Annotated in this window: 26 protein-coding genes and 1 riboswitch; of the genes, 12 read left to right on the top strand and 14 right to left on the bottom strand. The window is 71.4% G+C overall.

What is annotated here, in order from left to right; genetic code table 11:
* The first annotated feature begins 17 nt into the window (after positions 1-17).
* Both ACIBU0_RS22280 and ACIBU0_RS22285 read left to right on the top strand, forming a co-directional pair.
* Positions 18-251 carry a hypothetical protein gene (locus ACIBU0_RS22280; protein WP_398820944.1) on the top strand — a complete coding sequence of 78 codons (234 nt, stop codon included), beginning with the start codon at positions 18-20 and terminating at the stop codon, positions 249-251.
* 72 nt (positions 252-323) lie between these two features.
* On the top strand, positions 324-1,115 hold the full coding sequence (locus ACIBU0_RS22285) for an SURF1 family protein (RefSeq protein WP_398820946.1): 792 nt from the start codon (positions 324-326) through the stop codon (positions 1,113-1,115).
* 9 nt (positions 1,116-1,124) lie between these two features.
* Here ACIBU0_RS22285 and ACIBU0_RS22290 read toward each other — a convergent pair whose 3' ends face one another.
* The 3 genes from ACIBU0_RS22290 to ACIBU0_RS22300 all read right to left on the bottom strand — a co-directional run bounded on the left by ACIBU0_RS22290 (position 1,125) and on the right by ACIBU0_RS22300 (position 4,811).
* Positions 1,125-2,090, bottom strand: coding sequence for a hypothetical protein (locus ACIBU0_RS22290; RefSeq protein WP_398820948.1), 966 nt, complete (start codon positions 2,088-2,090; stop codon positions 1,125-1,127).
* A gap of 257 nt (positions 2,091-2,347) precedes the next feature.
* Entirely contained in the window at positions 2,348-4,501 is a 2,154-nt protein-coding gene (locus ACIBU0_RS22295; RefSeq protein WP_398820950.1) for a carbon starvation CstA family protein, read from the bottom strand.
* A 91-nt stretch (positions 4,502-4,592) separates the two neighbouring features.
* The gene (locus ACIBU0_RS22300; protein WP_398820952.1) at positions 4,593-4,811 is read right to left on the bottom strand and encodes a DUF3311 domain-containing protein; all 219 of its coding nucleotides are present in this window, start codon (positions 4,809-4,811) and stop codon (positions 4,593-4,595) included.
* Between the two features lie 169 nt (positions 4,812-4,980).
* Here ACIBU0_RS22300 and ACIBU0_RS22305 point away from each other — a divergent pair, with 169 nt between their 5' ends.
* From ACIBU0_RS22305 to ACIBU0_RS22325, 5 genes are read left to right on the top strand one after another with little or no spacing between them, the layout of a single operon-like run.
* Positions 4,981-6,519: a sodium:solute symporter gene (locus ACIBU0_RS22305; RefSeq protein WP_398820954.1), complete on the top strand. Its 1,539-nt coding sequence runs from the start codon at positions 4,981-4,983 to the stop codon at positions 6,517-6,519.
* A gap of 8 nt (positions 6,520-6,527) precedes the next feature.
* A complete protein-coding gene (locus ACIBU0_RS22310) occupies positions 6,528-7,097 on the top strand; it encodes a sigma-70 family RNA polymerase sigma factor (protein ID WP_398821728.1) in 570 nt (189 codons plus the stop codon).
* Positions 7,094-7,405 carry a hypothetical protein gene (locus ACIBU0_RS22315; protein WP_398820956.1) on the top strand — a complete coding sequence of 104 codons (312 nt, stop codon included), beginning with the start codon at positions 7,094-7,096 and terminating at the stop codon, positions 7,403-7,405. Before ACIBU0_RS22310 ends, ACIBU0_RS22315 begins: the two co-directional genes overlap by 4 nt.
* 34 nt (positions 7,406-7,439) lie before the next feature.
* Positions 7,440-9,227, top strand: coding sequence for a glycoside hydrolase family 15 protein (locus ACIBU0_RS22320; RefSeq protein ID WP_398820958.1), 1,788 nt, complete (start codon positions 7,440-7,442; stop codon positions 9,225-9,227).
* Between the two features lie 5 nt (positions 9,228-9,232).
* A complete protein-coding gene (locus ACIBU0_RS22325) occupies positions 9,233-9,988 on the top strand; it encodes an SDR family oxidoreductase (protein WP_398820960.1) in 756 nt (251 codons plus the stop codon).
* A gap of 67 nt (positions 9,989-10,055) precedes the next feature.
* Here ACIBU0_RS22325 and amaP read toward each other — a convergent pair whose 3' ends face one another.
* From amaP to ACIBU0_RS22350, 5 genes are read right to left on the bottom strand one after another with little or no spacing between them, the layout of a single operon-like run.
* Complete coding sequence (gene amaP / locus ACIBU0_RS22330; RefSeq protein ID WP_398820962.1) at positions 10,056-10,634, bottom strand: alkaline shock response membrane anchor protein AmaP; 579 nt, start codon at positions 10,632-10,634, stop codon at positions 10,056-10,058.
* Between the two features lie 5 nt (positions 10,635-10,639).
* A complete protein-coding gene (locus ACIBU0_RS22335; RefSeq protein WP_398820964.1) occupies positions 10,640-11,320 on the bottom strand; it encodes a DUF6286 domain-containing protein in 681 nt (226 codons plus the stop codon).
* The gene (locus ACIBU0_RS22340) at positions 11,317-11,700 is read right to left on the bottom strand and encodes an Asp23/Gls24 family envelope stress response protein (protein WP_398820966.1); all 384 of its coding nucleotides are present in this window, start codon (positions 11,698-11,700) and stop codon (positions 11,317-11,319) included. Before ACIBU0_RS22340 ends, ACIBU0_RS22335 begins: the two co-directional genes overlap by 4 nt.
* Entirely contained in the window at positions 11,697-11,882 is a 186-nt protein-coding gene (locus tag ACIBU0_RS22345; RefSeq protein ID WP_062709653.1) for a hypothetical protein, read from the bottom strand. The genes ACIBU0_RS22340 and ACIBU0_RS22345 overlap by 4 nt, the downstream gene beginning before the upstream one ends.
* 60 nt (positions 11,883-11,942) lie before the next feature.
* Positions 11,943-12,419, bottom strand: a complete 477-nt coding sequence (locus ACIBU0_RS22350; RefSeq protein WP_398820968.1) for an Asp23/Gls24 family envelope stress response protein — start codon at positions 12,417-12,419, stop codon at positions 11,943-11,945.
* A gap of 87 nt (positions 12,420-12,506) precedes the next feature.
* Between ACIBU0_RS22350 and ACIBU0_RS22355 the strand changes: the two genes are divergently transcribed.
* Entirely contained in the window at positions 12,507-13,226 is a 720-nt protein-coding gene (locus ACIBU0_RS22355) for a nucleopolyhedrovirus P10 family protein (protein WP_398820970.1), read from the top strand.
* A gap of 51 nt (positions 13,227-13,277) precedes the next feature.
* On the opposite strand, the gene ACIBU0_RS22360 is transcribed toward ACIBU0_RS22355, so the two are convergent.
* The 3 genes from ACIBU0_RS22360 to ACIBU0_RS22370 all read right to left on the bottom strand — a co-directional run bounded on the left by ACIBU0_RS22360 (position 13,278) and on the right by ACIBU0_RS22370 (position 16,368).
* Positions 13,278-14,081 (bottom strand): enoyl-CoA hydratase/isomerase family protein, encoded by an 804-nt coding sequence (locus ACIBU0_RS22360; RefSeq protein WP_398820972.1) that lies wholly within the window; start codon positions 14,079-14,081, stop codon positions 13,278-13,280.
* 131 nt (positions 14,082-14,212) lie between these two features.
* Positions 14,213-14,434, bottom strand: a complete 222-nt coding sequence (locus ACIBU0_RS22365) for a helix-turn-helix domain-containing protein (RefSeq protein WP_004002281.1) — start codon at positions 14,432-14,434, stop codon at positions 14,213-14,215.
* 335 nt (positions 14,435-14,769) lie between these two features.
* Positions 14,770-16,368 carry an ABC-F family ATP-binding cassette domain-containing protein gene (locus ACIBU0_RS22370; RefSeq protein WP_398820974.1) on the bottom strand — a complete coding sequence of 533 codons (1,599 nt, stop codon included), beginning with the start codon at positions 16,366-16,368 and terminating at the stop codon, positions 14,770-14,772.
* 383 nt (positions 16,369-16,751) lie between these two features.
* Between ACIBU0_RS22370 and ACIBU0_RS22375 the strand changes: the two genes are divergently transcribed.
* Positions 16,752-17,165, top strand: a complete 414-nt coding sequence (locus ACIBU0_RS22375; RefSeq protein ID WP_398820976.1) for a VOC family protein — start codon at positions 16,752-16,754, stop codon at positions 17,163-17,165.
* Positions 17,166-17,178: 13 nt separating this feature from the next.
* Here the strand turns inward: ACIBU0_RS22375 and ACIBU0_RS22380 are convergent, their stop codons facing one another.
* From ACIBU0_RS22380 to ACIBU0_RS22390, 3 genes are all read right to left on the bottom strand, one after another.
* The gene (locus tag ACIBU0_RS22380) at positions 17,179-18,588 is read right to left on the bottom strand and encodes a hypothetical protein (protein WP_398820978.1); all 1,410 of its coding nucleotides are present in this window, start codon (positions 18,586-18,588) and stop codon (positions 17,179-17,181) included.
* A gap of 172 nt (positions 18,589-18,760) precedes the next feature.
* Complete coding sequence (locus ACIBU0_RS22385; protein ID WP_398820980.1) at positions 18,761-19,882, bottom strand: alpha/beta hydrolase; 1,122 nt, start codon at positions 19,880-19,882, stop codon at positions 18,761-18,763.
* A gap of 161 nt (positions 19,883-20,043) precedes the next feature.
* The gene (locus ACIBU0_RS22390; RefSeq protein ID WP_398820982.1) at positions 20,044-20,757 is read right to left on the bottom strand and encodes a class II aldolase/adducin family protein; all 714 of its coding nucleotides are present in this window, start codon (positions 20,755-20,757) and stop codon (positions 20,044-20,046) included.
* Between the two features lie 207 nt (positions 20,758-20,964).
* Between ACIBU0_RS22390 and ACIBU0_RS22395 the strand changes: the two genes are divergently transcribed.
* From ACIBU0_RS22395 to ACIBU0_RS22405, 3 genes are all read left to right on the top strand, one after another.
* Complete coding sequence (locus ACIBU0_RS22395; RefSeq protein ID WP_398820984.1) at positions 20,965-21,714, top strand: lysozyme; 750 nt, start codon at positions 20,965-20,967, stop codon at positions 21,712-21,714.
* A 163-nt stretch (positions 21,715-21,877) separates the two neighbouring features.
* Positions 21,878-23,113 carry an anion permease gene (locus ACIBU0_RS22400; RefSeq protein ID WP_398820986.1) on the top strand — a complete coding sequence of 412 codons (1,236 nt, stop codon included), beginning with the start codon at positions 21,878-21,880 and terminating at the stop codon, positions 23,111-23,113.
* Between the two features lie 34 nt (positions 23,114-23,147).
* Complete coding sequence (locus tag ACIBU0_RS22405) at positions 23,148-23,369, top strand: hypothetical protein (protein ID WP_062142391.1); 222 nt, start codon at positions 23,148-23,150, stop codon at positions 23,367-23,369.
* Between the two features lie 157 nt (positions 23,370-23,526).
* A riboswitch (cobalamin riboswitch) is annotated at positions 23,527-23,669 on the top strand.
* Positions 23,670-23,760 lie beyond the last annotated feature (91 nt).

Below are 23,760 nucleotides of genomic sequence, written 5' to 3' on the forward strand. Positions count from 1 at the left end.
GGCTCACCCTGTGGCGCATGGCGACATGTGAAGTCTGTGGAAACGACTACGGCATGACCTTCGAGGTGCACGCGCAGGGCGCGGTGCATGTCTTCGACTGCTTCTCCTGTGCGATCCACCGCATGGCCCCGATCTGCGAGCACTGCCGTGTCCAGATCATCGGGCAGGGCGTCGAGGTCGAGGGCCACTGGTTCTGCGGTGCCCACTGCGCCCGCGAGGAGGGGAAGGTGGGGATCGTCGACAAAGTGTGACCCCGGCCCGGACCCGCACCCGGACTCGGACCCGCCTGAGACCACCCCACGACCGAGTTGTACGGTCGTGGGGTGTACCGCTTCCTGTTGTCCCGGCAGTGGGTGATCCTCACGCTGGTCGCCCTCCTCCTCATCCCCACGATGATCAGGCTGGGCATCTGGCAGATGCATCGCTACGAGGAGCGCTCCGCACGCAACCAGCTGGTCGCCGACGCACTGGGCGCGCAGCCGGCGCCCGTGGAGAAGCTGACCTCCCCGGGACACACCGTCACTTCCAAGGAGCGGTACCGCACGGTGACCGCCGAGGGCCGCTTCGACACCGACCGGGAAGTCGTCGTCAGGCGGCGCGTCAACGCCGACGAGGAAGTCGGCTTCCACGTGCTGACCCCCTTCGTCCTCACGGACGGCAAGGTGCTTCTGGTCAACCGCGGCTGGATCCCCGCCGACGGCCCCACCCAGACGGCGTTTCCCAAGGTCCCCGCGCCGCCGAGCGGCCGGATCACCGTCACCGGGCGGCTGATGCCGGACGAGACGACCGAGGCGAGCGGCATCAAGAACCTCAAGGGCCTCCCCGACCGGCAGGTCATGCTGATCAACAGCGGGCAGGAGGCGCAGCGCCTCGACGCCCGGGTGCTCGGCGGCTACATCGTGCAGACGGCACCCGAGCCCAGGGACGACACCCCGGAGCTGATCGGCAAGCCCGGCAACGAGAACGCTCCGCTGAACTACGCGTACGCCATCCAGTGGTGGCTGTTCGCGGCGGGCGTCCCGGTCGGCTGGTTCGTCCTGGCCCGCCGCGAGGCCCGGGAACGGGATCGTGCGGCGGCAGCGCAGGAGACGGAGACGGCGCCGGCCCCGGTGTAGCGTCACCGGCTACCCCCCGCGCTCTTCCTTGCGGCGGCGGCCGGTCAGCCGGTCGCGCCAGTAGACGAAGGTGCGTTCCGGCTCGGGCAGCAGCTCCCACGGGTGGCGGGTCATGTGGCGGCCGATGCGCCGGAAGACCTGTCCCGCCTCGGCCGGGCGGTGGGCGCGGGTCAGGGCGAAGGCGAGCACGTTGAGGTCGATGACGGCTTCGGCGTGCGGGACGGCGGCGGTGAGGAACCAGCGGGAGAGGGCCGTGTCGATCTCCCGTACCGCCCTCGGTTCGTTCCAGTGGCCGCTCGCGCCGAGCGCGGCGACGCCCGTCCGGTGCTGCCGGTGGGCGACGAGTTCCACGCGGGCCGCGACCGGCAGCAGGGCGATCGGGGACCCGTGCGGTGCCTGGGAGGCGGCCTGCCCGGCGAAGTCCATCATGTCGGGGACCGCGCCGTGCCCGCGCGGCGACAGGTACCGCAGCATCAGGTGATAGGCCGTCCGGTGCCAGGGCGCGCGGTTGACGGCCCGGGTCCACACCGGCACGGCGTCGTGCACCGGTACGGCGCAGGCGTGCATCAGGGACAGCAGCGCCAGCCAGGGCGTCGGGTCCTCGGGGCAGGCCGCGGCGGCGCGCAGACACGTCTGCTCGGCCCGGCGTATCGCGGAGTGTCCCTCGGCCGGGGCGCGGGCCGACAGGACGAAGGCGCGCAGGACCAGGGCGTCTCCGTCGTCGGGGCGGTCGGTGGCCCACCTGTCGGAGACCGCGGCCGGCAGGCACTGGGCGAGGACGGAGACCCGGTGGGTACGGCGGTCCCAGTCGCGTCCGGTGGCGCGCAGCAGGTCGGCCACGGGTTCCCAGGCGGGGCGGGTGCGGCCCGCGCCGAGGCCGTGGAGCTGCTGGGTGGGGCGGAGGTCGAGGAGGGTTCTGTGCAGGGGGTCGTCGTCGAGTTCGGGGCGGGTCAGGAGGGTGCCGCGTCTCAGCATCGGTGCCTCGCCGTAGGTGGATCTGGTTTCAGCCGGCTGCGGGTAGTCGGGGGCTGGTCGCGCAGTTCCCCGCGCCCCCTTAGGTACGTGCAGCGGACGCACCCAAGGGGGCGCGGGGAACTGCGCGAGCAACCACGAACCACCCGCAGCCGCCCTCCGGCATCAGCAGCAGCGGCCCTCCGGCTGGTCCTCCCGGTGCAGCAGGCTCAGTACGTCCATCAGCTCACGCACATACCACCGCACCCACCGCACCGCCCTCATGACCGGACACCCACCAGCGGCTCGCCCTCCCGCTCCGGCACGTCGATGCGGGACTCGACATACGGCGCCTCGGTCGTCGGCAGCGGCTGCGGGGCGCGGACGGCGCGGACGCAGACCACGGTGCAGTTGACCAGGACCGTGAGGACGAGGAGGAGGAAGACGGCCATGATGACGCCGTCGACCGTGTTGTTGAGGACGATGGTGTGCATGTCGTCCACGTTCGTGGCGCCCGGGAGGAGCTGACCGTCCTCGATGGCCTGCGCGTACTTGTCGCGCAGGGCGAAGAACCCGATCGCCGGGTTGTCCGAGAAGATCTTCTGCCAGCCCGCGGTGAAGGTGACGGCCACGTCCCAGGCCAGCGGGATGCCGGTGACCCACGCCCAGCGCAGCTTGCCGGACTTGATCAGCACGGTGGTGGTGACGGCGAGGGCGACCGCGGCCAGCAGCTGGTTGGCGATGCCGAACAGCGGGAACAGCTGCTTGATGCCGCCGAGGGGGTCGGTGACACCGGCGTAGAGGAAGTATCCCCAGGCGCCGACGACCAGGGCGCTGGTGATCCAGATGCCCGGCTTCCAGGTGACCCGGCCGATCGGCTTCCAGACGTTGCCGAGCATGTCCTGGAGCATGAAGCGGCCGACGCGGGTGCCGGCGTCCACCGTGGTGAGGATGAACAGCGCCTCGAACATGATCGCGAAGTGGTACCAGAAGGCCTTCATCGCGCTGCCGCCGAACACCCCGGCGAAGATCTCGGACATGCCCACGGCCAGGGTGGGCGCGCCGCCCGAGCGACCCACCAGCGTCTGCTCCTCCACCGCCCGGGCGGCCGCGGTGAGCTGGTCCGGGGTGATGGTGAAGCCGAGGTTCTTCACCGCTTCCGAGGCGGTGTCGACGGTCGGGCCGAGCAGCGCGGCCGGGGAGTTCATGGCGTAGAAGAGGCCCGGTTCGAGCACGCAGGCGGCGATCAGGGCCATGACGGCGACGAAGGACTCCGTGAGCATGGAGCCGTAGCCGATGAGGCGGACCTGGGACTCCTTCTGGATCAGCTTCGGCGTGGTGCCGGAGGAGACCAGGGCGTGGAAGCCGGACAGGGCGCCGCAGGCGATGGTGATGAAGAGGAAGGGGAAGAGGGAGCCGGCGAACACCGGCCCGGCGCCGTTGGAGGCGAAGTCGGTCACCGACTCGGCCTTGAGGTTCGGGGCGGCGATCACCACACCGACGGCCATCAGGGCGATGGTGCCGACCTTCATGAAGGTGGAGAGGTAGTCACGGGGCGCCAGCAGCATCCAGACCGGCAGGACGGAGGCGAAGAAGCCGTAGCCGACCAGGCAGAAGACCAGGGTCTGAGGGCTCCACACGAAGTACTCGGCGAGTGAGGAGTCCTGGATCCAGCCGCCGCCGAGGATGGCGAGCAGCAGCAGGGCCACGCCGATGAGGCTGGTCTCCACCACCCGGCCGGGCCGCAGGTAGCGCATGTAGAAGCCCATGAAGAGGGCGATGGGGATGGTCATGGAGACCGAGAAGGTGCCCCACGCGGACTCCGCCAGCGCGTTGACGACGACCATCGCGAGGACCGCCAGCAGGATGATCATGATGGCGAAGACGCCGATCAGTGCGGCGGCACCGCCCACCTTGCCGATCTCGTCGCGGGCCATCTGGCCCAGGCTCTTGCCGTCCCGGCGCATCGAGAGGAACAGGACGATCATGTCCTGGACCGCGCCGGCGAAGATCACGCCCGCGATGATCCAGATCGTGCCGGGCAGATAGCCCATCTGCGCGGCCAGCACCGGCCCGACCAGCGGTCCGGCGCCGGCGATGGCCGCGAAGTGGTGGCCGAACAGCACCCTCTTGTCGGTGGGGTGGTAGTCGACGCCGTCCTCCAGGCGTTCGGCCGGGGTGGCGCGGGTGTCGTCGACCCGGAGGACCCGGCGGGCGATGAACCGCGAGTAGAAGCGGTAGGCGATCGCATACGAGCCGAGAGCCGCCACGACCAGCCAGACGGCCGAGATCTCCTCACCCCGGGACAGGGCGAGCACGGCCCAGCCGAGGGCGCCGGCCAGGGCGACGGCGCTCCAGATCGCCACCGACTTCGGCGACATCCGTGACTTTTCCGGCGCCTCACGGCCGGGTTCGGGCATGACTGACGTGGGCATGGCGACTCCTGACTTCAACAGGTGGGCTCAGCAGGGGTGACGTAGAACGGGGTGAAGCAGAACAGGGGTGAAGCAGAAAAAGAGGTGCGGCTCAGCGATGTCGATGCCGGTCCGTCAGCACGTACGCGGCGAGCAGGCAGAGGCCGCATCCCGGCACCCAGGCGAGCTGGTACCAGTAGAAGAACGGCGTCCCGGCCAGCCGCGGTCCCGCACCGGCGTACCAGGGGACCCACAGCAGGCCTGCGGCGGGCGCGAGAAGCAGTACGGCGATCGCGACGCGCCGTAGCCGGTGATGACCGGTCCGTGCCATGACCTGTGCTCCTCTCCCCCTCGCTGTCGGTCTGTGCAAGAGTTGCCCACCTCCCGAGACCGGTTGACAGCGAATTTCCAGAAGATTTCCCGCCGGTTTTCTGTCATCCGTTCCGGCCGCTCGCGCAACTACTCGCATGAGGGCACAGGCACACCAAGGACGGTGACCCATGGCCGACGGCGCCATGACCGCGACGTTCCTCGCCGTGATCGGCGGAGCGTCGCTGCTCGCCGTCACCGCGCGGCGCCTGCGCCCGAGCGATCGCCTGCCGTCCCTGGAGGGCTGGGCACTGGCCGACCGCAGCCTCGGCCCGGTGTGGACCTGGCTGCTGCTCGGCGGCACGATCTTCACCGCGTACACCTTCGCCGCCATACCGGGCCTGGCCTACGGCAACGGCGCCCCCGCCTTCTTCGCGGTGCCGTACACGGTGATCGTCTGTCCGATCGCCTTCGTGCTGCTGAGCCGCCTGTGGTCGGTGGCCCGCACGCACGGCTACGTCACGGCGGCCGACTTCGTGCGCGGCCGGTACGGCTCGCCGCCGCTGGCCCTGGTGGTCGCGCTGACCGGGATCCTCGCGACGATGCCGTATCTCGCGCTGCAGCTGCTCGGCATACGGGCGGTGCTGGCGGCGGGAGGCGTGTATCCGCGGGGTGCGGCCGGCGATCTGGTGATGGTGGCGCTGTTCGCGGGGCTGGCCGTCGCCACCTACCGGCACGGGCTGCGCGCCCCCACCGTCATCTCCGCGCTCAAGGCCGTGGCCGTCTTCGTGTCGCTGACCGCGGTGACCTGGCTGGTCCTCGACCGGCTCGGCGGCCCGGGTGCCGTCTTCGACGGTGCGGCCGAGCGCCTCGGCGGCCCGGCGCTGCTCCTGACCCCCGAGCAGCAGCCCGCCTACGCCACCCTCGCCCTCGGCTCCGCGCTCGCCCTGCTGATGTACCCGCACGTGCTCACCGCCGGTTTCGCCGCCGACGGCCCCCGGACGCTGCGCAAGGTCGCCGTGGCCCTGCCGGCCTGGACCGGGCTGCTCGCGCTCTTCGGCTTCCTCGGCATCGCGGCCCTCGCGACGGGCGTGCGCGCCCCGGCGGGCGGCGCCGAGGCCGCCGTACCGATGCTGGTCGACCGGCTGATGCCGGGCCCGCTGGCCGGGCTGGTGTTCGGCGCGATCACCGTGGGGGCGCTGGTCCCGGCGGCGGTGATGTCGATCGCGGCCGCCACCAGCTTCGTGCGCAACGTGTACGTCGAGTACGTCCATCCGACGGCCACGCCCAAACGGCAGGTGCGCATCGCCAAGGCGGTGTCGCTCACCGCGAAGGTGGGCGCGGTGGCGTTCGTGTTCGGGCTGCGCGACCAGGACGCCATCAACCTCCAGCTCCTCGGCGGGGTGTGGATCCTGCAGATCTTCCCGGCCGTCGCGGTCGGGCTGTTCACCGGCCGGCTGCATCCGCGGGCGCTGCTCGCCGGGTGGGGCGTGGGCATGGCGGCGGGGACCTGCATGGTCGTACGGGAGGGCTTCTCGTCGATCGTCCCGCTCGGCACCGGGCCGGAGATCTACGCCGGGCTCGCCGCCCTGCTCCTCAACCTGACCGTCGCCGTGGCCGGGACCGCGGTACTCGAACACCTCGGCGTCCCGCGCGGCGCCGACCTCACCGGCCTGCCGTCACGCCTGAGCGTCCGGCGGCGCCCCGAGACGGGAGCGAACAACCCGTGAGACAGCACCTGAGACGCGAAACGGAGACTCACACGGAGACTCCCGTACCGGCCGTGCCCCTCGCCCCCGCGGTGAGCGACCCGGCCGACCTGGAGCGCGAGGCCGGGCTCGCCCGTCTGTTCGAGCTGCACTACTCCTCGATGCTGCGCCTCGCCGTCCTGCTCGGTGCCGACGACCCGGAGAACGTCGTCGCGGAGGCCTACTACCAGATCTACCGCAAGTGGCGGCGGCTGAGGGACACCGAGGCGGCGGAGGCGTATCTGCGGTCCACCGTCTGCAATCTGACACGGATGCGGATACGGCACCTCCAAGTGGCCCGCAAGCACGTGGAGAAGCCGGCCGACGAGCTCGTCGCCTCCGCCGAGAGCACCGCGCTGCTCCGCGACGACCAGCGCGTCCTGATCGACGCGCTCCAGCAGCTGCCCGCCCGGCAGCGCGAGGCGCTGGTGCTGCGGCACTGGCTCGGACTGAAGGAGAGCGAGATCGCCGCGGCGATGGGAATCTCCTGCGGATCCGTCAAGACCCATACGGCGCGCGGCCTCGCCGCCCTGACCCAGGCGATGGAGGCCCGGCGATGACGCACCGAGATGCGACTCCGTCGCAGGACACCGGCCCGGACCGCACCGAGCGGGAGCTGCGCGAAGCGCTCTCCGCGCTCGCCGGCGGGGTGCAGGCGGCGCCCGACGCCTATCGCACGGCGCGCGGCGAATGGCTGCGCCGGGAACGCCGGCGCCGGCTCGTCCTCGCCGTCCTCGTCATGGTCGTGTTCGCCCTGGCCACGCTGATCGGCCTGTGGGTCCTCAACCAGGCTCCCGCCGACCCCGGCGTGATCTTCTCCGGCACCGGGTCCGCGACGGGCGCGTCACTCCCCCGGCCCCACCCCTGATTGGCCCACCGGCCCCGGGGGAACCCGCACTTGCGTGCACCCGCGCATCGAGGACTACGCCCTCATCGGCGACGAGCAGACGGCCGCCCTGATCGGCAGGGACGGCTCCGTCGACTGGCTGTGCCTGCCCCGCTTCGACTCGGGCGCCTGCTTCGCGAGCCTCCTCGGCGACAAGGACAACGGCCACTGGCGGATCGCCCCCAAGCACGCGAAGGGCCCCTGCACCCGCCGCGCCTACCGCCCGGACACCCTGGTGCTGGACACCGAGTGGGAGACCGACGAGGGCGCGATCCGGGTCACCGATCTGATGCCGCAACGCGATCGCGCCCCCGACCTCGTGCGCATCGTGGAGGGGCTTCGGGGCCGGGTCACCGTGCGCAGCACCCTGCGGCTCCGCTTCGACTACGGCTCGATCGTCCCCTGGGTACGCAAGGCCGACGGGCACCGGGTGGCCGTCGCCGGCCCGGACTCGGTCTGGTTGCGCAGTGAACCCGAAGTGCACACGTGGGGAAGGGACTTCGGTACGCACTCGGAGTTCACGGTCGAGAAGGGGGAGAAGGTCGCGTTCGTCCTCACCTGGCACCCCTCGCACGAGCCGCGCCCCCCGCTCATCGACCCGCACAAGGCGCTGCGCGCCAGCGTCCGCGACTGGCGGAAGTGGGTGGGGCGCTGCCACTACGACGGCCCGTACCGCGACGCCGTCGTCCGCTCCCTGATCACCCTCAAGGCCCTCACCTACCGGCCGACCGGCGGCATCGTCGCCGCCCCCACCACCTCGCTCCCCGAGGAGCTGGGCGGTGTCCGCAACTGGGACTACCGCTACTGCTGGCTGCGCGACTCCACCCTCCTGCTGAACGTGGGGCTGTCGGCGGGCTACCGCGAGGAGGCCGAGGCCTGGCGCGACTGGCTGGTGCGCGCGGTCGCGGGTGACCCGGCCGACCTGCAGATCATGTACGGCCTGGCGGGCGAGCGGCGGCTGCCCGAGTTCGAGGTGCCGTGGCTGTCCGGCTTCGCCGGCTCCGTTCCCGTACGCATCGGCAACGAGGCCGTGAAACAGCTGCAGTTGGACGTGTACGGCGAGGTCATGGACACGCTGGCACTGGCCCGGCACGCGGGACTGCCCATCAAGCCGCACATGTGGGCGATCCAGTCCTCCCTCATGGAGTGGCTGCGCGCGGAGTGGCGGCAGCCGGACGAGGGGCTGTGGGAGGTGCGCGGCGGCCGCCGACACTTCGTGCACTCGAAGGTGATGGTGTGGGTGGCCGCGGACCGGGCCGTGCGCACCCTGGAGAAGAATCCGAAGCTGCAGGGCGACCTCGACGGCTGGCGGGAGATGCGCGACGAGGTGCACCGCGAGGTGTGCGAGAAGGGCTACGACGCCGAGCGGAACACCTTCACGCAGTTCTACGGCTCCCGTGAACTCGACGCCGCGCTGCTGCTCATTCCGCGCGTGGGCTTCCTGCCGCCCGACGACCCGCGCGTCCTCGGCACCATCGAGGCGATCCGCGCCGAGCTCGGCCATGAGGGCTTCCTGCGCCGCTACAGCACCGACGGCACGACCGTCGACGGGCTGCCGGGCGACGAGGGCACGTTCCTCGCCTGCTCGTTCTGGCTCGCGGAGGCCCTGCACCTGACCGGGCGCACGAAGGAGGCACGTGAGCTGTTCGACCGGCTGGTGGGGCTCGCCAACGACGTGGGCCTGCTGTCCGAGGAGTACGACCCGGTGGCCGACCGCCAGCTCGGCAACTTCCCGCAGGCCTTCAGCCACATCGGCCTGGTGAACACCGCCCTCGCCCTGTTCGGGGGCGACGGGGCAGGATAGGGGCCATGGATCTTGGACTGAAGGACCGGGTGTACGTCGTCACGGGGGCCACCCGCGGGCTGGGCAACGCGGCGGCGCGGGAGCTGGTGGCCGACGGGGCGAAGGTTGTTCTGACCGGGAGGGACGCGGAACGGGCCCGCGCTGCGGCCGCCGAGCTGGGCGCCGATGCGCTGGGGGTCGCCGTCGACAACGCCGATCCGGAGGCGGCGGCGCGGCTGATCGCCGTCGCGCGTGAGCACTTCGGCGGGTTCGACGGCATTCTCGTCAGCGTGGGTGGGCCGCCGGCCGGGTTCGTCGCGGACAACACGGACGAACAGTGGCAGGCCGCGTTCGAGTCGGTGTTCCTGGGCGCGGTCCGGCTCGCGCGGGCGGCAGCGGCGGAGCTCGACGAGGGCGGGGTCATCGGGTTCGTGCTGTCGGGGTCGGTGCATGAGCCGATTCCCGGGCTGACCATTTCGAATGGGCTTCGGCCGGGGCTCGCCGGGTTCGCCAAGTCGCTTGCGGACGAATTGGGGCCGCGGGGGATTCGGGTCGTGGGGCTGCTTCCGTCCCGGATCGATACGGATCGGGTGCGCGAGCTGGATGGCATGTCGGCTGACCCGGAGGCTACTCGGGCGGCCAACGAGGCTCGGATTCCGTTGCGGCGGTATGGGACTCCGGAGGAATTCGGGCGTGCGGCGGCTTTCTTGTTGTCTCCCGCTGCGTCCTATCTGACGGGGATCATGCTGCCTGTGGATGGCGGGATGCGTCACGGGTTCTGAGCGCCATTTGCCGTGTGCGGGTTGTGGGGGTTGTTCGCGCAGTTCCCCGCGCCCCTGACGGGGCGCTTCAACTCACCCTTTCTGCACGGTGCTTTACGCCCTTCAAGCGGACCTCTGTCGGCAATGCTGCGAGGCCCGCTGAATTGCGGGCGTGGGTCAGGGCCTGGGCTGTGAGGTCGTTCAGGGCCGTCCCGGGGTCCACGTGCGGTTCCAGGAGCAGCCGTACCCGGGTCTCGGGGGCACTGCGCCTGCCCCGCAGGTGGACCTGAGCGCGGTGGACGCCCTCCATGGCCGCCGCCTCGTTCGCCAGGACGTTCTCCAGGGCCCGGCCGCGCAGCAGGGCGCCCTCGCCGTCGCCGGTGTCGACCAGGACCTCGGTGAGCCGGCGTCGGCGCAGGTTCGCGGTCAGCCACCACAGGGCGAGCAGGACGAGGACGGCGAGTACGGCGAAGACCGTCGGCCACCACCAGCCGTCGTCCCGCCAGCGCGTCCGCTCGGCGTCGCTGAGCAGGACGTCGTGCCGGCTGTCGTGGATCCACCAGGACGGGGGCTGCAGCCCGAGTCCCACGGCCAGTACGGAGCCGCCGATCACGAGCAGCACCAGCCCGACGAGCCCGATCAGCACCCGGTTGACCACCCTGAGCACGGCCTTCACCCCTTCCGTCCGAGCCGCCGTACCCGCACGGACAGCGCGGGCGGCCGGGTCAGGCCGAGGCCCCTGATCGCGTCGGCGAGCGTGGCGTCCAGGTCGGCGCGTACGTCGTCCAGGTCGCGGAAGTGGGAGACCGCGCGGACGTCGGCCCGCCTCCGGCGCATCCGTACCCGGACCGACTGGACGCCGGAGACCTCCATGGCCCGGTCGCGCAGGACGAGAGCGGCCAGCTCGCGGTGGAGGCCTGCGCGTACGTCGGGGTGGGTGCGCCGCATCGGCAGGACCGACCGCAGGCCGGGCGTGGTCGCCAGAACGAGCAGCCAGAGGCCCAGAACGGCGGCGACCCCCGCGCCGACGAGCACCCAGGTGTCGTCGAGAGGACGCTCGGCGAGTCCGCGGGCCAGTTCCCTGCGCCAGCGCATGGCGGGCCGGTCGGCGCGCACGGAGGCGATGTCGTACAGGAAGAAGCCGGCGACGACGAAGAGCAGCAGCGCCGTGATCGCGGCCGGGACGCGGCGCGCCGACCAGAAGCGGCGGTTCGCGCCGTCCTCGCCGTCGAGCGCGGGCGGGGGCTCGTAGTCCGCCGCCGACGCCGACTGGTCGAGGAGGTCGGGGCCGGTCTCCTTCTCGATGACCGGCAGTCGTTGTGTGGTGCCCTCGGGACCCTGGGACTCGCTCATCGCGTCCTCCCCTGTGCCGCGCCCTGCCCGGGCGCCGGGTGCAGCCGCTCCACGTGCACGGCGACCTCCGGCACCTGCATGCCCACCAACGCGCCTACCCGCTCGGCGACATGCCGACGCAACTCCGCGCAGCGGGCGCCGATGTCGGTGGGGTACTCGAGTTCGACGTGGATGCGGACCCGGGCGGTGTCGTGGGCGACGACGACGTTGGCGTACGGCCGGGCGGCGTCCCCGGCCGGCCTTCCCACCACCTCGCGTGCGGCCTGCGAGGCGATCTTCACGACGACCCGGTCGGCGATCCGGGTCGCGCCGCGCTCACCGGGCGGGACGGCCGGAAGGGGTCTGCCGAGTTCACCGGCCCCCGTGCTCACCGGTGTCACCGCCGCCGTTCGTCACGGCGCCGGAAGAAGTCACCGAGCTCGTACTCCCCTTCCAGGAACCGCCCGACGACAAAACCGACGGCGCCCAGGGCCGCCACCAGCAGGAAGGCGCCGAATCCGCCGAAGTACCCGGCGAAGCCCAGTGCCATGCCGGCGATCATGCCGACCACGGCCATGCTCATGGTGCGCTCCTCAGCTCCTCAACAGCTCCCCGGCCCGTGCGTCGTTCGGTCGCCGGCCCGTCACTGGATCCGGCGCTCCGGTTCCTCTTCCTCTTCCTCCGGAAGCTTCACATCACTCACCGCGATGTTGACCTCGACGACTTCGAGGCCGGTCATCCGCTCGACGGCGGTGATCACGTTCTCGCGCACGTCCCGGGCCACGTCGGCGATCGACACGCCGTACTCGACGACGATCTCCAGGTCGAGCGCGGCCTGCACCTCGCCGACCTCGGCCTTCACTCCGCGCGTCACCGCCTTCGTCCCGCCCGGCACCCGGTCGCGCACGGCCCCGAAGGTCCGCGCAAGACCGCTGCCCATGGCGTGGACGCCGTCCACATCGCGTGCGGCCATCCCGGCGATCTTCTCCACGACGCCGTCCGCGATGGTCGTCCGCCCCCGGGCGCCGGGGTCTCCCCCGCCGCGCCTGGTCGTCTGGGCCTTTCGTGTGCTGAGGGCCTCGCCCTCGGTTCCCCGGTTCTGTTCCGTCGCCTCGGTCATGGCCGTACATCCTTCGCGGTTGTCGTCCTTTGACCACCGTAAGCACGGTTACGGGATCGCGCGCCAGGGATGCGGCAGGCTGGAGGAATGACGGCGGACCAATGGACGCAGGCAGTGAAACGGCAGCTCGGCCTCGGCAGGCTCCTGCCGCTGGGCGGCGCGCGCGACGGCGCGTGGATCGCCGAGGCGGCGGCCGACGCGGTGCTGCGGCGCGCGGCCGAGGACTTGCGCGGGGTACGGCTGGGCGCGCTGCGGGTCGCGCTCATCGACCCCGAGGACGCCGAGGAGGCGGCCGTACCGCCGCCGCCGAGCGCGCTGCCGCCGGGCCCCCTCCGGGTGACGGCGGATTTCGCGGCGACGGCTGCCGAGCCACTGCCGGCGACGGCTCAGCGGCTGCGCGCACTGCTGACCGCGGCGGCGACGGAACGCCTCGGTCTGACGGTGGCCGAGGTGGACCTGCGCGTGACGGCTCTGCTCGACGAGGACGCGGAACGCGCGCCCGTACGGCAGCCCGAGCCGCCGCAGGCCGCGGCGCCCCAGCACCCCGACGAGGACCGCATCGCCGTCGCGGCCTCGGCGGTTCCGGGCGTGATCCGGCTGACGGGCGCCCTGGGCGGGCTGAGCCGGGCGGTGCACATCGAGGAGCGGCAGGACGGGGCCGCCCTGCCGCACCGGCACGCGCGCGTGGAGATCGCGGTGAGCGCGGACCACCGGGCCGTGGAGGTGGCCCGGGAGGTCCGCAAGAAGGTCGGAGAGGCGCTGCCGGACCACCCGACGGTGGCCGTGCTGGTCACGGCCGTCGGCTGACCGTCGCACGACTCGTCGCGTGAGTCATCGGTCCCCGAAAGGACGCATGGCTCATTCGCCGAGGCCGGCCAGGTCCCGCAGTCGCCGCGCCTGCGCGGCCCGCTCGGCGCCGCGCTGCTCGTCGTACGTGCGGTCCACGGCACCACGAAGCAGCGCCTTGGTCTCGATCACGGCATCCCGCGGCGCGGACACGATCGCCCCCGCCAGATCCCGTACGGCGTCGTCGAGCTGCTCGGCGGGCACCGCGAGGTTGGCCAGTCCGCTGCTGACGGCCTCCTCGGCCGACACGAACCGCCCCGTCACGCAGATCTCCAGCGCACGGCCGTAGCCGACCAACCCGATCAGCGGGTGCGTACCCGTCAGGTCCGGCACCAGCCCGAGGCTGGTCTCACGCATGGCAAACTGCACGTCGTCGGCGACGACGCGCACGTCACAGGCGAGCGCGAGCTGGAAACCCGCCCCGATGGCATGCCCCTGTACGGCGGCGATGGACACGATGTCGTTGCGCCGCCACCAGGTGAAGCCCTCCTGAAACTCGGCGATGGCAGCGTCGAGTTCACCGTCGCTGCTGCGCGCGAGGTCGATGAACGAGGGCTCGCCCTCGATCCCGTCGGGCGTGAACATCTGCCGGTCGAGTCCGGCGGAGAAGGACTTGCCCTCTCCGCGCAGCACGACGACCCGCACATTGCCCGGCAGGACCCGTCCGGCCTCGGCGAGCGTCCGCCACATGGCGGGGCTCTGCGCATTGCGCTTGTCCGGGTTGGTCAGCGTCACCGTCGCGATGGCGCCGTCGACGGTGAGCCGTACGCCGTCCTTGTCGAGCAGGGGAGCGACGTCCTGGGCGGGTGAAGCCATGGGGTGCCTCCGATGAGTGCGGTCATCATGGGATGCCCGGAGGACACCCCCTAAGTGACTGCACAGTAACCACCCGGCCAGTCAGCCGACCGACCGGGTGGCCACCATCGAAGCCGATGGGCCGCCCGGGTTCAGGACGATGCGGCCTTCTTGCCCCGTGTCGCCCCGCCACGCCCACGGAGCGTGACGCCCGATTCGCTGAGCATCCGGTGTACGAAGCCATACGAGCGGCCGGTTTCCTCGGCCAGTGCCCGAATGCTCGCACCGGAGTCGTACTTCTTCTTCAGGTCTGCCGCGAGCTTGTCGCGCGCGGCGCCGGTCACCCGGCTGCCCTTCTTCAGAGTCTCGGCCACCCGTGCCTCCTCATGGGAAGTGCGCTCTGGTCTCCTCATGATCACCCCTCCGGAGCTTCATGGCCACCCATTCGGCAAGGTCCGTGAGACAAGGTTTTGACGACAGGAGCGCATCCCCACATGCGGAATCTGCAATTCCGGCTGGCGGCGTCCGTACGGCCGAACGGGTTCTTTCGCGAAGTACCAGGTCAGGGACGCGTGACGGCCGAGCCCTTGTCGATAAAGGACTCGGCCGCGAAATCGATGTAGTACACACCTCGGTACGAGGAGATCTCACACAGATGATGGATCACGAATGGGCCGAATGATCCATACCCCGGTGATCACGCATTCGATCAAGCCAGGGCGACGAGATCCGCGTAGTCGGCGCCCCACAGGTCCTCGACACCGTCCGGCAGCAGAATGATCCGCTCCGGCTGCAGCGCCTCGACGGCGCCCTCGTCGTGGGTGACGAGCACGACCGCGCCCTTGTAGGTGCGCAGCGCGCCGAGGATCTCCTCGCGGCTGGCCGGGTCGAGGTTGTTGGTGGGCTCGTCGAGCAGCAGGACGTTCGCCGAGGACACGACGAGGGTGGCGAGGGCGAGACGGGTCTTCTCACCACCGGAGAGGACACCCGCGGGCTTGTCGACGTCGTCACCGGAGAACAGGAAGGACCCGAGCACCTTGCGGACCTCGACGAGGTCCATGTCGGGGGCCGCCGAGCGCATGTTCTCCAGCACCGTGCGGTCCGCGTCCAGGGTCTCGTGCTCCTGGGCGTAGTAGCCGATCTTCAGGCCGTGGCCGGGGATGACGGCGCCGGTGTCCGGCTGCTCGACGCCCGCGAGGAGCCGGAGCAGGGTCGTCTTTCCGGCGCCGTTGAGCCCGAGGATGACCACCCTCGACCCCTTGTCGATGGCCAGGTCGACGTCGGTGAAGATCTCCAGGGAGCCGTACGACTTCGACAGGCCCTCGGCGGTCAGCGGGGTCTTGCCGCAGGGCGCGGGCTCCGGGAAGCGGAGCTTGGCGACCTTGTCGGACTGCCGGACCTCCTCGAGCCCCGACAGCAGCCGCTCCGCACGCCGGGCCATGTTCTGCGCGGCGACGGTCTTGGTGGCCTTGGCACGCATCTTGTCGGCCTGCGCGTTGAGCGCGGCGGCCTTCTTCTCGGCGTTCTGCCGCTCGCGCTTGCGGCGCTTCTCGTCGGCCTCGCGCTGCTGCTGGTAGAGCTTCCAGCCCATGTTGTAGATGTCGATCTGGGCGCGGTTGGCGTCCAGGTAGAACACCTTGTTGACGACGGTGTCGACGAGATCGACATCGTGCGAGATCACGATGAAGCCGCCGCGGTACGTCTTCAGGTAGTCCCGCAGCCAGATGATCGAGTCGGCGTCGAGGTGGTTGGTCGGCTCGTCGAGCAGCAGGGTGTCCGCGTCGGAGAACAGGATGCGGGCGAGCTCGATACGGCGGCGCTGACCGCCGGAGAGGGTGTGCAGCGGCTGGCCGAGCACCCGGTCGGGCAGGTTCAGCGCGGCGGCGATGGTGGCGGCCTCGGCCTCGGCGGAGTAGCCGCCCTTGGTGAGGAACTCCGTCTCCTGGCGCTCGTACTGCTTGAGCGCCTTCTCGCGGGTGGCGCCCTTGCCGTTGGCGATGCGCTGTTCGTTCTCGCGCATCTTGCGGATCAGTACGTCCAGACCGCGCGCGGAGAGGATGCGGTCGCGGGCGAGGACGTCGAGGTCGCCGGTGCGGGGGTCCTGCGGGAGGTAGCCGACCTCGCCGGAACGGGTGATGGTGCCGCCGGCGGGGATGCCCTCGCCGGCCAGGCACTTGGTGAGGGTGGTCTTGCCGGCGCCGTTGCGGCCGACGAGGCCGATGCGGTCGCCCTTGGCGACGCGGAAGGTCGCGGACTCGATGAGGACGCGCGCACCGGCGCGCAGCTCGATACCGGAGGCGGAGATCACGGACAGACTCCAGGGCGGGGGTAGGTGGCGGGATGGGCGGCTGAGGACGTTCCCGCCGTCTAATGCGCGAGGAGAATGGCCATGGGAGCCAGTCTAACGGGGCCGTGCAACCACTTTTTCTGGGTTCACGTGTTCGGAACGGGCTCAGCGATCCGTCCCGTGTCGTCCACGGCGATGAGCTGCGCGGTCCCCGCCCGGCGGGGGCAGGGCCGGGCGATGAGGAGCGTCCTGCCGTGACGTACGGCACGCGCGGGCCGGGCGCCTCGGCTCGGCTCACGGGCCGTTGTCAGTGGTCGCTGCAACACTGGGCAGCGGGTCGAAACCCGGCATGTTCCGGCATGTTTCCGGCGGTGACAGCGATGGACCACGAAGGGGAGATCGGCATGGCAGGCACGAGTGGTGGGCGTCCCAGCATCTACCCGACGCTGCTGTACGCGGACGCCAGGGCAGCGATCAAACAGCTCACGGAGGCGTTCGGCTTCACCGAGCTGTCGGTGTACGAGGGTGAGGACGGCTCCGTCTTCCACGCCGAGCTGGTACAGGGCAACGGTGCGGTGATGCTCGGTTCGAAGGGCCGCGGCGGTGTCTTCGACACGGCGATGAAGGACGCGGGCACGACCGGGGTGTACGTCGTCGTGGACGACGTCGACGCACACCACCGGCGGGCCGTGGAGCACGGCGCCGAGATCCTGATGCCGCCGACGGACCAGGACTACGGCTCACGGGACTACATGGCCCGGGACGTCGAGGGCAATGTCTGGAGCTTCGGCACCTACGCCCCCGCGATACAGGGCTGAGCGCCGGTTCGGCTCAGCTTCCCCCGGTGTGCACCTGGAAGGCGGCGCGGCGTACGGCCTTGGCGAGGGCGGGGTCGGGATGCGCGGCGGCGAGCGCGACCAGGACCTGCACGGTGCGGGGGTGACCGACGGCACGCACCTCGTCCAGGAGCATCGGCACCGTCGGCTGCACCGCGGACTCCAGGTGCCGTACGAGCATCGGGGCCTCGCCGTGGTCGGCGACGGCGGCGGCGGTGTCGACCCACAGCCAGGTCGCCTCTTCCCGGGTGAGCACCTCGTGGGCGTCCTCGGGGTCGACGCCGTCGTGCTCGGCGAGCCACAGCAGGGCGTACGGCCGGAGCGTCGGCTCGTCGACGACGGCGCGTACGTCGGGCTCGGCGGGGGCGCCGACGACGCGCAGCGCCTCGAAGGCGAGGCCGCGCAGCAGGGCGTCCTCGCCCCGCGCGGCGGCGAGGAGTTCGGTGACGGCGCTGCCGACGGGGCGGGCGGCGAGCCAGGCGCGGTATTCGTCGCGGGCGGCGTTCGGGCGGAGCTGGGCGCAGCCGCGGAGCATGTCCTCGGCGGCCTGCTCGATGTTGCCGGCGGGGCTCTGCGCGGCGACGCAGATCTGCTCCAGCTTGACCCAGACCGCCCAGTTGCCGAGGGGGGTGAGGGTGGCCTGTCCGTCGCCGCAGGTGAGGGCGCCGACGGAGGCGAGGGCGTGCAGGGCCCAGTCGAGCAGGGGGGCGAGGGGTGTGTCGTCGACGGCTGTGGCGGCGTCGGCGAGGGGCTCGGGCTGCGGGCCGTAGGGGATCTCGCAGCGCTCGGTGCGCAGTTCGGTGACCCGCTGCTCCAGGAGGTCCAGGAGCTGCTCCACGGGCACCGGGCCGGCGGACAGCTGCAGGAAGGAGAGCACCTGGGGCATCGCCGAGACGACGTCGGCCACGGCGGCGGCGTGCTCGTGCTGCTCGGGTTCCGGGTGGGCGAGGGACCAGGCGTCGAAGAGGGCGACCCAGCCGCGCAGGACGGCGCTGTCGTCGCGGTCCCAGGCGCGCAGCCGCCAGCCGGGGCGGGCGCTGTCGCCGTGCACCTCGACGAGACCGGCGAGGCGGGCGGTGTCCCAGTCGGCGCGCACCTGAGCCACGGTCAGGCCGAGGTCGTTCGCGGCCCGTTCGGCGGTCGCCTCGGAGAGGGTGCCCTTGCCGTCGGAGCCGGCGCCGTCGCGGCCGGGGCGCAGGGCGGTGTCGGCCCAGTGGGCGACGCGGGCCGCTGCGGCCAGACCGGAGCGAGCCATTCTGGCCAGCTCGGCCCGGGCCGGGGTGCCCTCCGGGGGGCGCGGTGCGGGGCGGCGTGGGCGCCGCTGGTTCACGACTGTGGGGGCGGCGGCCAGGGGTCGCGGGCGGACGAGTCGAAGCCTGGAGTCGCGCGGGATACGGGACGTCACGGGTGCAGTCTTCCGGTTGACGGTCCGAAAACCCAAACGGAATGTCACGAGGGGCGACGGGGATGGCCAACGCACGAGGTCCTGCGGGCGGCGAGGGACCGATAACAGGCCAGTGGTACGGGGTTAAACGGAATCTGGGGGACCGCTACGGGAGGGGGCGACAGGGCGGGTGTCACATGAGGGGGGTCAGGAAGCGGCGGAGGGCTTCTTCGTAGGACTCGGGGTCGGCGTTCCACATGGCGGCGTGCGGAGCGTTCCTGACCGTGTGGAGGGCCACCAGGTTGGGGTGGGCCTCTGCCAGGCGGCGGGAGAGGGTCCAGGGGGCCACCCTGTCGTCGGGGCCGTGGAAGATGAGCGTCGGCACCGTGAGGCGGTCGGGGGTGCCGGTGCCGCGGTCGGCGTCCAGGCCTGTGCGGCCCTGGGCCGCGCGGACCGCGAGCGGCAGCAGCGCGGTCGGCGTGTGACGGGCCCTGGCGAGGGCCCGCAGGGTGGTCTCCCAGCTGAGGACCGGGGAGTCCAGGACGAGGCCGGAGACACGGTCGCGCAGCCCCGAGTGCGCGGCGGCGCGCAGCGCCATCGTCGCGCCGGTGGACCAGCCGAGCAGCACGAACTGCTTGGCGCCGTACCGCACGGCGTAGCGCATCGCGGCGTCCAGGTCGCGCCACTCGGTCTCGCCGAGGTGGTTCAGGCCGTCCGGGGGGCGGGGCGCGCCGAGGTCGCCGCGGTAGGAGAGGGCGAGCACCGGGAAGTGGCGGCCGCTGAGGAACCGCATGACGTTCATGGCATGTTCGCGGGTGGTGCCGAGGCCGTGCACCGCGATGACCCAGGTGTCGCGCGTGCCGGGGACGAACCAGGCGGGCAGGGAGCCGAGTTCGCCGGGGACGTCGACGTCGGCGTGGTCGAGGCCGAGGGCGGCGCTCGGGTTGCCGACGTACACGTTCGGGGTGAGCCAGACGCTGTCGCCGGGCTGGAGGGTGCCGTGGGTGACGCGCTCCAGGCGGCGTACGACGGTGTCGGCGGAGTGGTTCGCCGTGGCGAGGACGGGGCCGACGACCGCGTGCGAGGCGTCGCCGGACAGGCCGTAGGTGCCGGGGCGCAGGGAGGCGAGGTCGCGGGTCAGTGCGATCTGGCCGGCGGCCGTGGCGTGCACGGTCAGCCGGGGTTCGGTGGGCAGGGGCCGGCCGGGGGGCGCCGTCAGCGCGGCACCACTGGCGATGCGGCCGGCGGCGACGCTCGCGGCGCCGGCGGCGAGAGCCACGGTGACGGCAGCGGCCGTCGCTTTGACAGTGCGCACAGGTCCAGTGTCCGGGCCCGGGCGGGGAGCGGCCAGTGGAAGGACGGGATGGAAGCGCCCCCGCCGCCCCTACCCGCGCCATCCCGCCGCCCTCGAACGCCGGACGGGCTGGACGGTGCGGGCCGGCGTCGAAAGGGAGCAGGCCGCCGCCGGCACCCCGCTCAACCGCCGGAGGCACCCCGCTGCCCGTACCCCCGCAACCGCTCCCCCACCTCCGCCACCTGCCCCTCCGACAGCAGCGTCGGCGACAGGCCCGGCACCGACGAGGCCGTCAGCCACAGGCGGCACATCCACTCCAGCTGGGCCGTGCGGTCGTACGCCTGGTCCAGGGTGGTGCCGTAGGCGATCGTGCCGTGGTTCTGGAGGAGGCAGGCGGTGCGGTCGGTGAGGGCCCGGAGCATGTTCTCGGCCAACTCCTGGGTGCCGTACGTCGCATACGGGGCAACCCGGACCGGGCCGCCGAGGGCGGCGGCCATGTAGTGGATCAGCGGAAGCCCGGGAACCAGCGTCGAGACGGCCGTCGCGTGGACCGCGTGGGTGTGCACGACGGCGCCGGCGTCCGTGGCGCGGTAGACGGCGAGGTGCATCGGCAGCTCGCTCGTCGGCACCAGCGCGCCCAGGACCTGCCGGCCACCGAGGTCGACCCCCGTCACGTCGTCCGGCGTCAGACGGTCGTACGGCACTCCCGACGGCGTGACCAGCACCGTGTCCCCGACCCGCACCGACACGTTCCCGGACGTGCCGACGACCAGGCCGTCGGCGACGGTCCGGCGTGCCGTCGCCACAAGGGCGTCCCACGCATCCGCCTCGGGGCGCACGCTCCTGCCCCCCGACTCCCCCATTTCGCCTCGCTGGTCCCGCCGCTCCTCAGCCATGCGGCGATCCTGCCAGGCGCCACCGCGACGCGGCCTCAAGTCGCCGAGGAGGCGGGGCACTTTAGGCCGGAAGACCGCCGTCCGGAAGGGTGCATATACGGATACATCACCCTCTTCCCATGCTTGGCCGGAGATCGACAGGCATTCAATGACCTTCCAGTAATCTCTGGGAGATTTGTCGTGCACGTCGCCATTCCGGGGGGAAATATGGCTCGTGATCGCAAACCGTCCCGTCACCGCTCCCGCCTCATAGCGGCATCCGTGGCGGCCCTCACCTTCGGGGGCACCGCCCTCGCCGAGATTCCGGCGGCAGCAGCCGGCAAGCCCAAGGGGCACGACGTCTCTTCCCACCAGAAGGACGTCGACTGGCAGAGCTCGAAGGCGAAGGGCGCCACGTTCGTCTACATCAAGGCGACCGAGTCCCACACCTACCGCAACCCGTACTTCGACCAGCAGTACAACGGTTCCCGCAACGCGGGCCTGATCCGCGGCGCCTACCACTTCGCACTGCCGGACAAGTCGTCGGGCGCGGCGCAGGCGCAGCACTTCGTACACAATGGTGGCGGCTGGACGCCGGACGGCTGGACGCTGCCGCCCGCGCTCGACATCGAGTACAACCCCTACAGCAAGCACAAGTGCTACGGGCTGAGCAAGGCCAAGATGGTCAACTGGATCCAGTCCTTCAGCAACGAGGTGAAGCGGCTCACCGGCCGCCGCCCGGTGATCTACACCACCACACACTGGTGGAACACCTGCACCGGGGCCAGCCGCGCCTTCGCCTCGAATCACGCGCTGTGGACAGCCCGCTACAACTCCGCCGACGCGGGGTCACTACCGTCCGGATGGCAGTTCTGGACCTTCTGGCAGTACGACAACGGAGGCGGCGGTCTGCCGGGTGACCAGAATCTCTTCAACGGGTCCATGAGCCAGCTGAGGAAGTTCGCCCGCGGCTACTAGCCGTGCCCCGCCCGGGCCGCGCGCTGCCCGACGGAACCGGAGCCTCCGCTCATAGGAGAAACCCTCCCTCCCGGACACCGCGCGGCCTGCCCCAGTTCACCTTCCGTTCACCCAGGTTACCTACGTTCAGACAGCCAATGACCTCGAACGATTGCCTGGGTAAATGGAAAACTTCTCGCTGATCCTCGCGATTGTGGTGGTGACCGCACTCGCGTTCGATTTCACGAACGGTTTCCACGACACCGCCAACGCGATGGCCACCACCATCTCGACCGGTGCGCTCAAGCCCAAGGTCGCGGTGGCCATGTCCGCCGTGCTCAACCTTGTAGGCGCTTTCCTCTCCGTGGAGGTCGCCAACACGATCTCCAAGGGTCTCGTCGACGAGACCGGCATCCGTCCCGAGGTCATCTTCGCCGCGTTGGTCGGCGCGATCCTCTGGAACCTGCTGACGTGGCTGGTGGGCCTGCCCTCCAGCTCCTCGCACGCCCTCATGGGCGGTCTGATCGGCGCCACCATCGCCTCCGCGGGGATGGGCGCGGTCCACGGTGACGTGCTCGTCACCAAGGTCCTCATCCCGGCCATCGCCGCCCCGCTGGTCGCGGGCATCGCCGCGATGCTGGCCACCCGCCTGACGTACTCCCTCGGCAAGAAGGCCGACGGCAACGCGTCCAAGAAGGGCTACCGCGCCGGCCAGATAGCCTCCGCAGGCCTGGTCTCCCTCGCCCACGGCACCAACGACGCGCAGAAGACGATGGGCATCATCACCCTCGCCCTGGTCGCCGGCGGCACCCTCGCCCCCGACTCCGACCCTCCCACCTGGGTCATCCTCTCCGCGGGTCTGGCCATCGCGCTCGGCACCTACCTCGGCGGCTGGCGCATCATCCGCACCATGGGCAAGGGCCTGACCGACCTCCAGCCGCAGCAGGGCTTCGCCGCCCAGACCAGCGCGGCGACGGTCATCCTGGCCTCCTCCCACCTCGGCTTCTCCCTCTCCACCACGCACTCCGTCTCCGGCTCGGTGATGGGTGCGGGTCTCGGCCGCAAGGGCGGCGTCGTCCGCTGGTCGACCGCCACCCGCATGTTCGTCGCCTGGGGCCTCACGCTCCCGGCCGCCGCGCTGGTCGGCGCGCTCGCGGAGTACGTGACGGGCTTCGGCAACTGGGGCACGGCCCTCGTGGCGGTCTTCCTGGTCGCCTCCAGCGCCGCGATCTGGAAGCTCTCCCGCCGCGAGGTCGTCGACCACACCAACGTCAACGAGTCCGACGAGCCGGCCGGCGTGGTGACCACGGCCATCGCCGCCGTGACCCCGCCCCCGGCGGGTACGGTGACCGAGGACCTCGCGGCCACGATCCCGGCCCCGGCGACCGAACCGGCGACCTCGCCGGCCACCACGGTCTGAGCCCCGCCCACTCGGTAACGAAGGAATCAGCAGCATGAAGATCGACTGGGCGGCTCTCGGCTCCGTCTTCGGCGTCAGCCTCGTGGTCACGGTGGCCCTGGTGGGCCTGTTCACCCTCGGCATCGCGGGCCTGTCCCGCCAGGAGAAGGCCTCGGCCCAGGGCGGCTCGGCCGCCCTCGCGGTCACCGGCGCATACGCGTGCTTCGCGGCGTGTGCGGCGGCTGTGGGGTACGGGATCTATCTGATCGTGGCCTGACACGCCCCGCCTCTTTTGTCCGCCCTGTCGGCGGTCGCCCAACGGCGACGTCGGCAGGGCGGTTCCATGTCCGCGCAGCCGGGTGTGAACAGGCGCGCCCCGTCCGCCGTGTGGGGTTCTGCACACTCCCCCACCGCAGGTCAACAGCAAGTTGACGCCCCTTCCAACCCCGTGGTGGACTGCCGGAGCCATGTACGGCGGCAGGAGAGGAAGCCGGTGTGAATCCGGCGCGGTCCCGCCACTGTCACCGGGGTAGATAGCCCCGGGAGCCAGGAACTCTCACCGCCGGTCTCGTCGAACCAGGGCGTGGACACCCTGAGTGAGGACATAACGCGATGCTCGCCTGCCGATCGAGATGCAGTGCCGGACCCACGTCTGAACCGACGGTCGG

Source organism: Streptomyces sp. NPDC049627 (assembly GCF_044465645.1).
Lineage (GTDB): Bacteria > Actinomycetota > Actinomycetes > Streptomycetales > Streptomycetaceae > Streptomyces.

Excerpts from the sequence above, each read along its gene's own strand:
- ACIBU0_RS22280 (WP_398820944.1), top strand. The coding sequence starts at position 18 with ATGGCGACATGTGAAGTCTGTGGAAACGACTACGGCATGACCTTCGAG.
- ACIBU0_RS22290 (WP_398820948.1), bottom strand. The coding sequence starts at position 2,090 with ATGCTGAGACGCGGCACCCTCCTGACCCGCCCCGAACTCGACGACGAC.
- ACIBU0_RS22295 (WP_398820950.1), bottom strand. The coding sequence starts at position 4,501 with ATGCCCACGTCAGTCATGCCCGAACCCGGCCGTGAGGCGCCGGAAAAG.
- ACIBU0_RS22300 (WP_398820952.1), bottom strand. The coding sequence starts at position 4,811 with ATGGCACGGACCGGTCATCACCGGCTACGGCGCGTCGCGATCGCCGTA.
- ACIBU0_RS22305 (WP_398820954.1), top strand. The coding sequence starts at position 4,981 with ATGGCCGACGGCGCCATGACCGCGACGTTCCTCGCCGTGATCGGCGGA.
- ACIBU0_RS22315 (WP_398820956.1), top strand. The coding sequence starts at position 7,094 with ATGACGCACCGAGATGCGACTCCGTCGCAGGACACCGGCCCGGACCGC.
- ACIBU0_RS22325 (WP_398820960.1), top strand. The coding sequence starts at position 9,233 with ATGGATCTTGGACTGAAGGACCGGGTGTACGTCGTCACGGGGGCCACC.
- ACIBU0_RS22335 (WP_398820964.1), bottom strand. The coding sequence starts at position 11,320 with ATGAGCGAGTCCCAGGGTCCCGAGGGCACCACACAACGACTGCCGGTC.
- ACIBU0_RS22345 (WP_062709653.1), bottom strand. The coding sequence starts at position 11,882 with ATGAGCATGGCCGTGGTCGGCATGATCGCCGGCATGGCACTGGGCTTC.
- ACIBU0_RS22350 (WP_398820968.1), bottom strand. The coding sequence starts at position 12,419 with ATGACCGAGGCGACGGAACAGAACCGGGGAACCGAGGGCGAGGCCCTC.
- ACIBU0_RS22355 (WP_398820970.1), top strand. The coding sequence starts at position 12,507 with ATGACGGCGGACCAATGGACGCAGGCAGTGAAACGGCAGCTCGGCCTC.
- ACIBU0_RS22360 (WP_398820972.1), bottom strand. The coding sequence starts at position 14,081 with ATGGCTTCACCCGCCCAGGACGTCGCTCCCCTGCTCGACAAGGACGGC.
- ACIBU0_RS22375 (WP_398820976.1), top strand. The coding sequence starts at position 16,752 with ATGGCAGGCACGAGTGGTGGGCGTCCCAGCATCTACCCGACGCTGCTG.
- ACIBU0_RS22390 (WP_398820982.1), bottom strand. The coding sequence starts at position 20,757 with ATGGCTGAGGAGCGGCGGGACCAGCGAGGCGAAATGGGGGAGTCGGGG.
- ACIBU0_RS22395 (WP_398820984.1), top strand. The coding sequence starts at position 20,965 with ATGGCTCGTGATCGCAAACCGTCCCGTCACCGCTCCCGCCTCATAGCG.
- ACIBU0_RS22400 (WP_398820986.1), top strand. The coding sequence starts at position 21,878 with ATGGAAAACTTCTCGCTGATCCTCGCGATTGTGGTGGTGACCGCACTC.
- ACIBU0_RS22405 (WP_062142391.1), top strand. The coding sequence starts at position 23,148 with ATGAAGATCGACTGGGCGGCTCTCGGCTCCGTCTTCGGCGTCAGCCTC.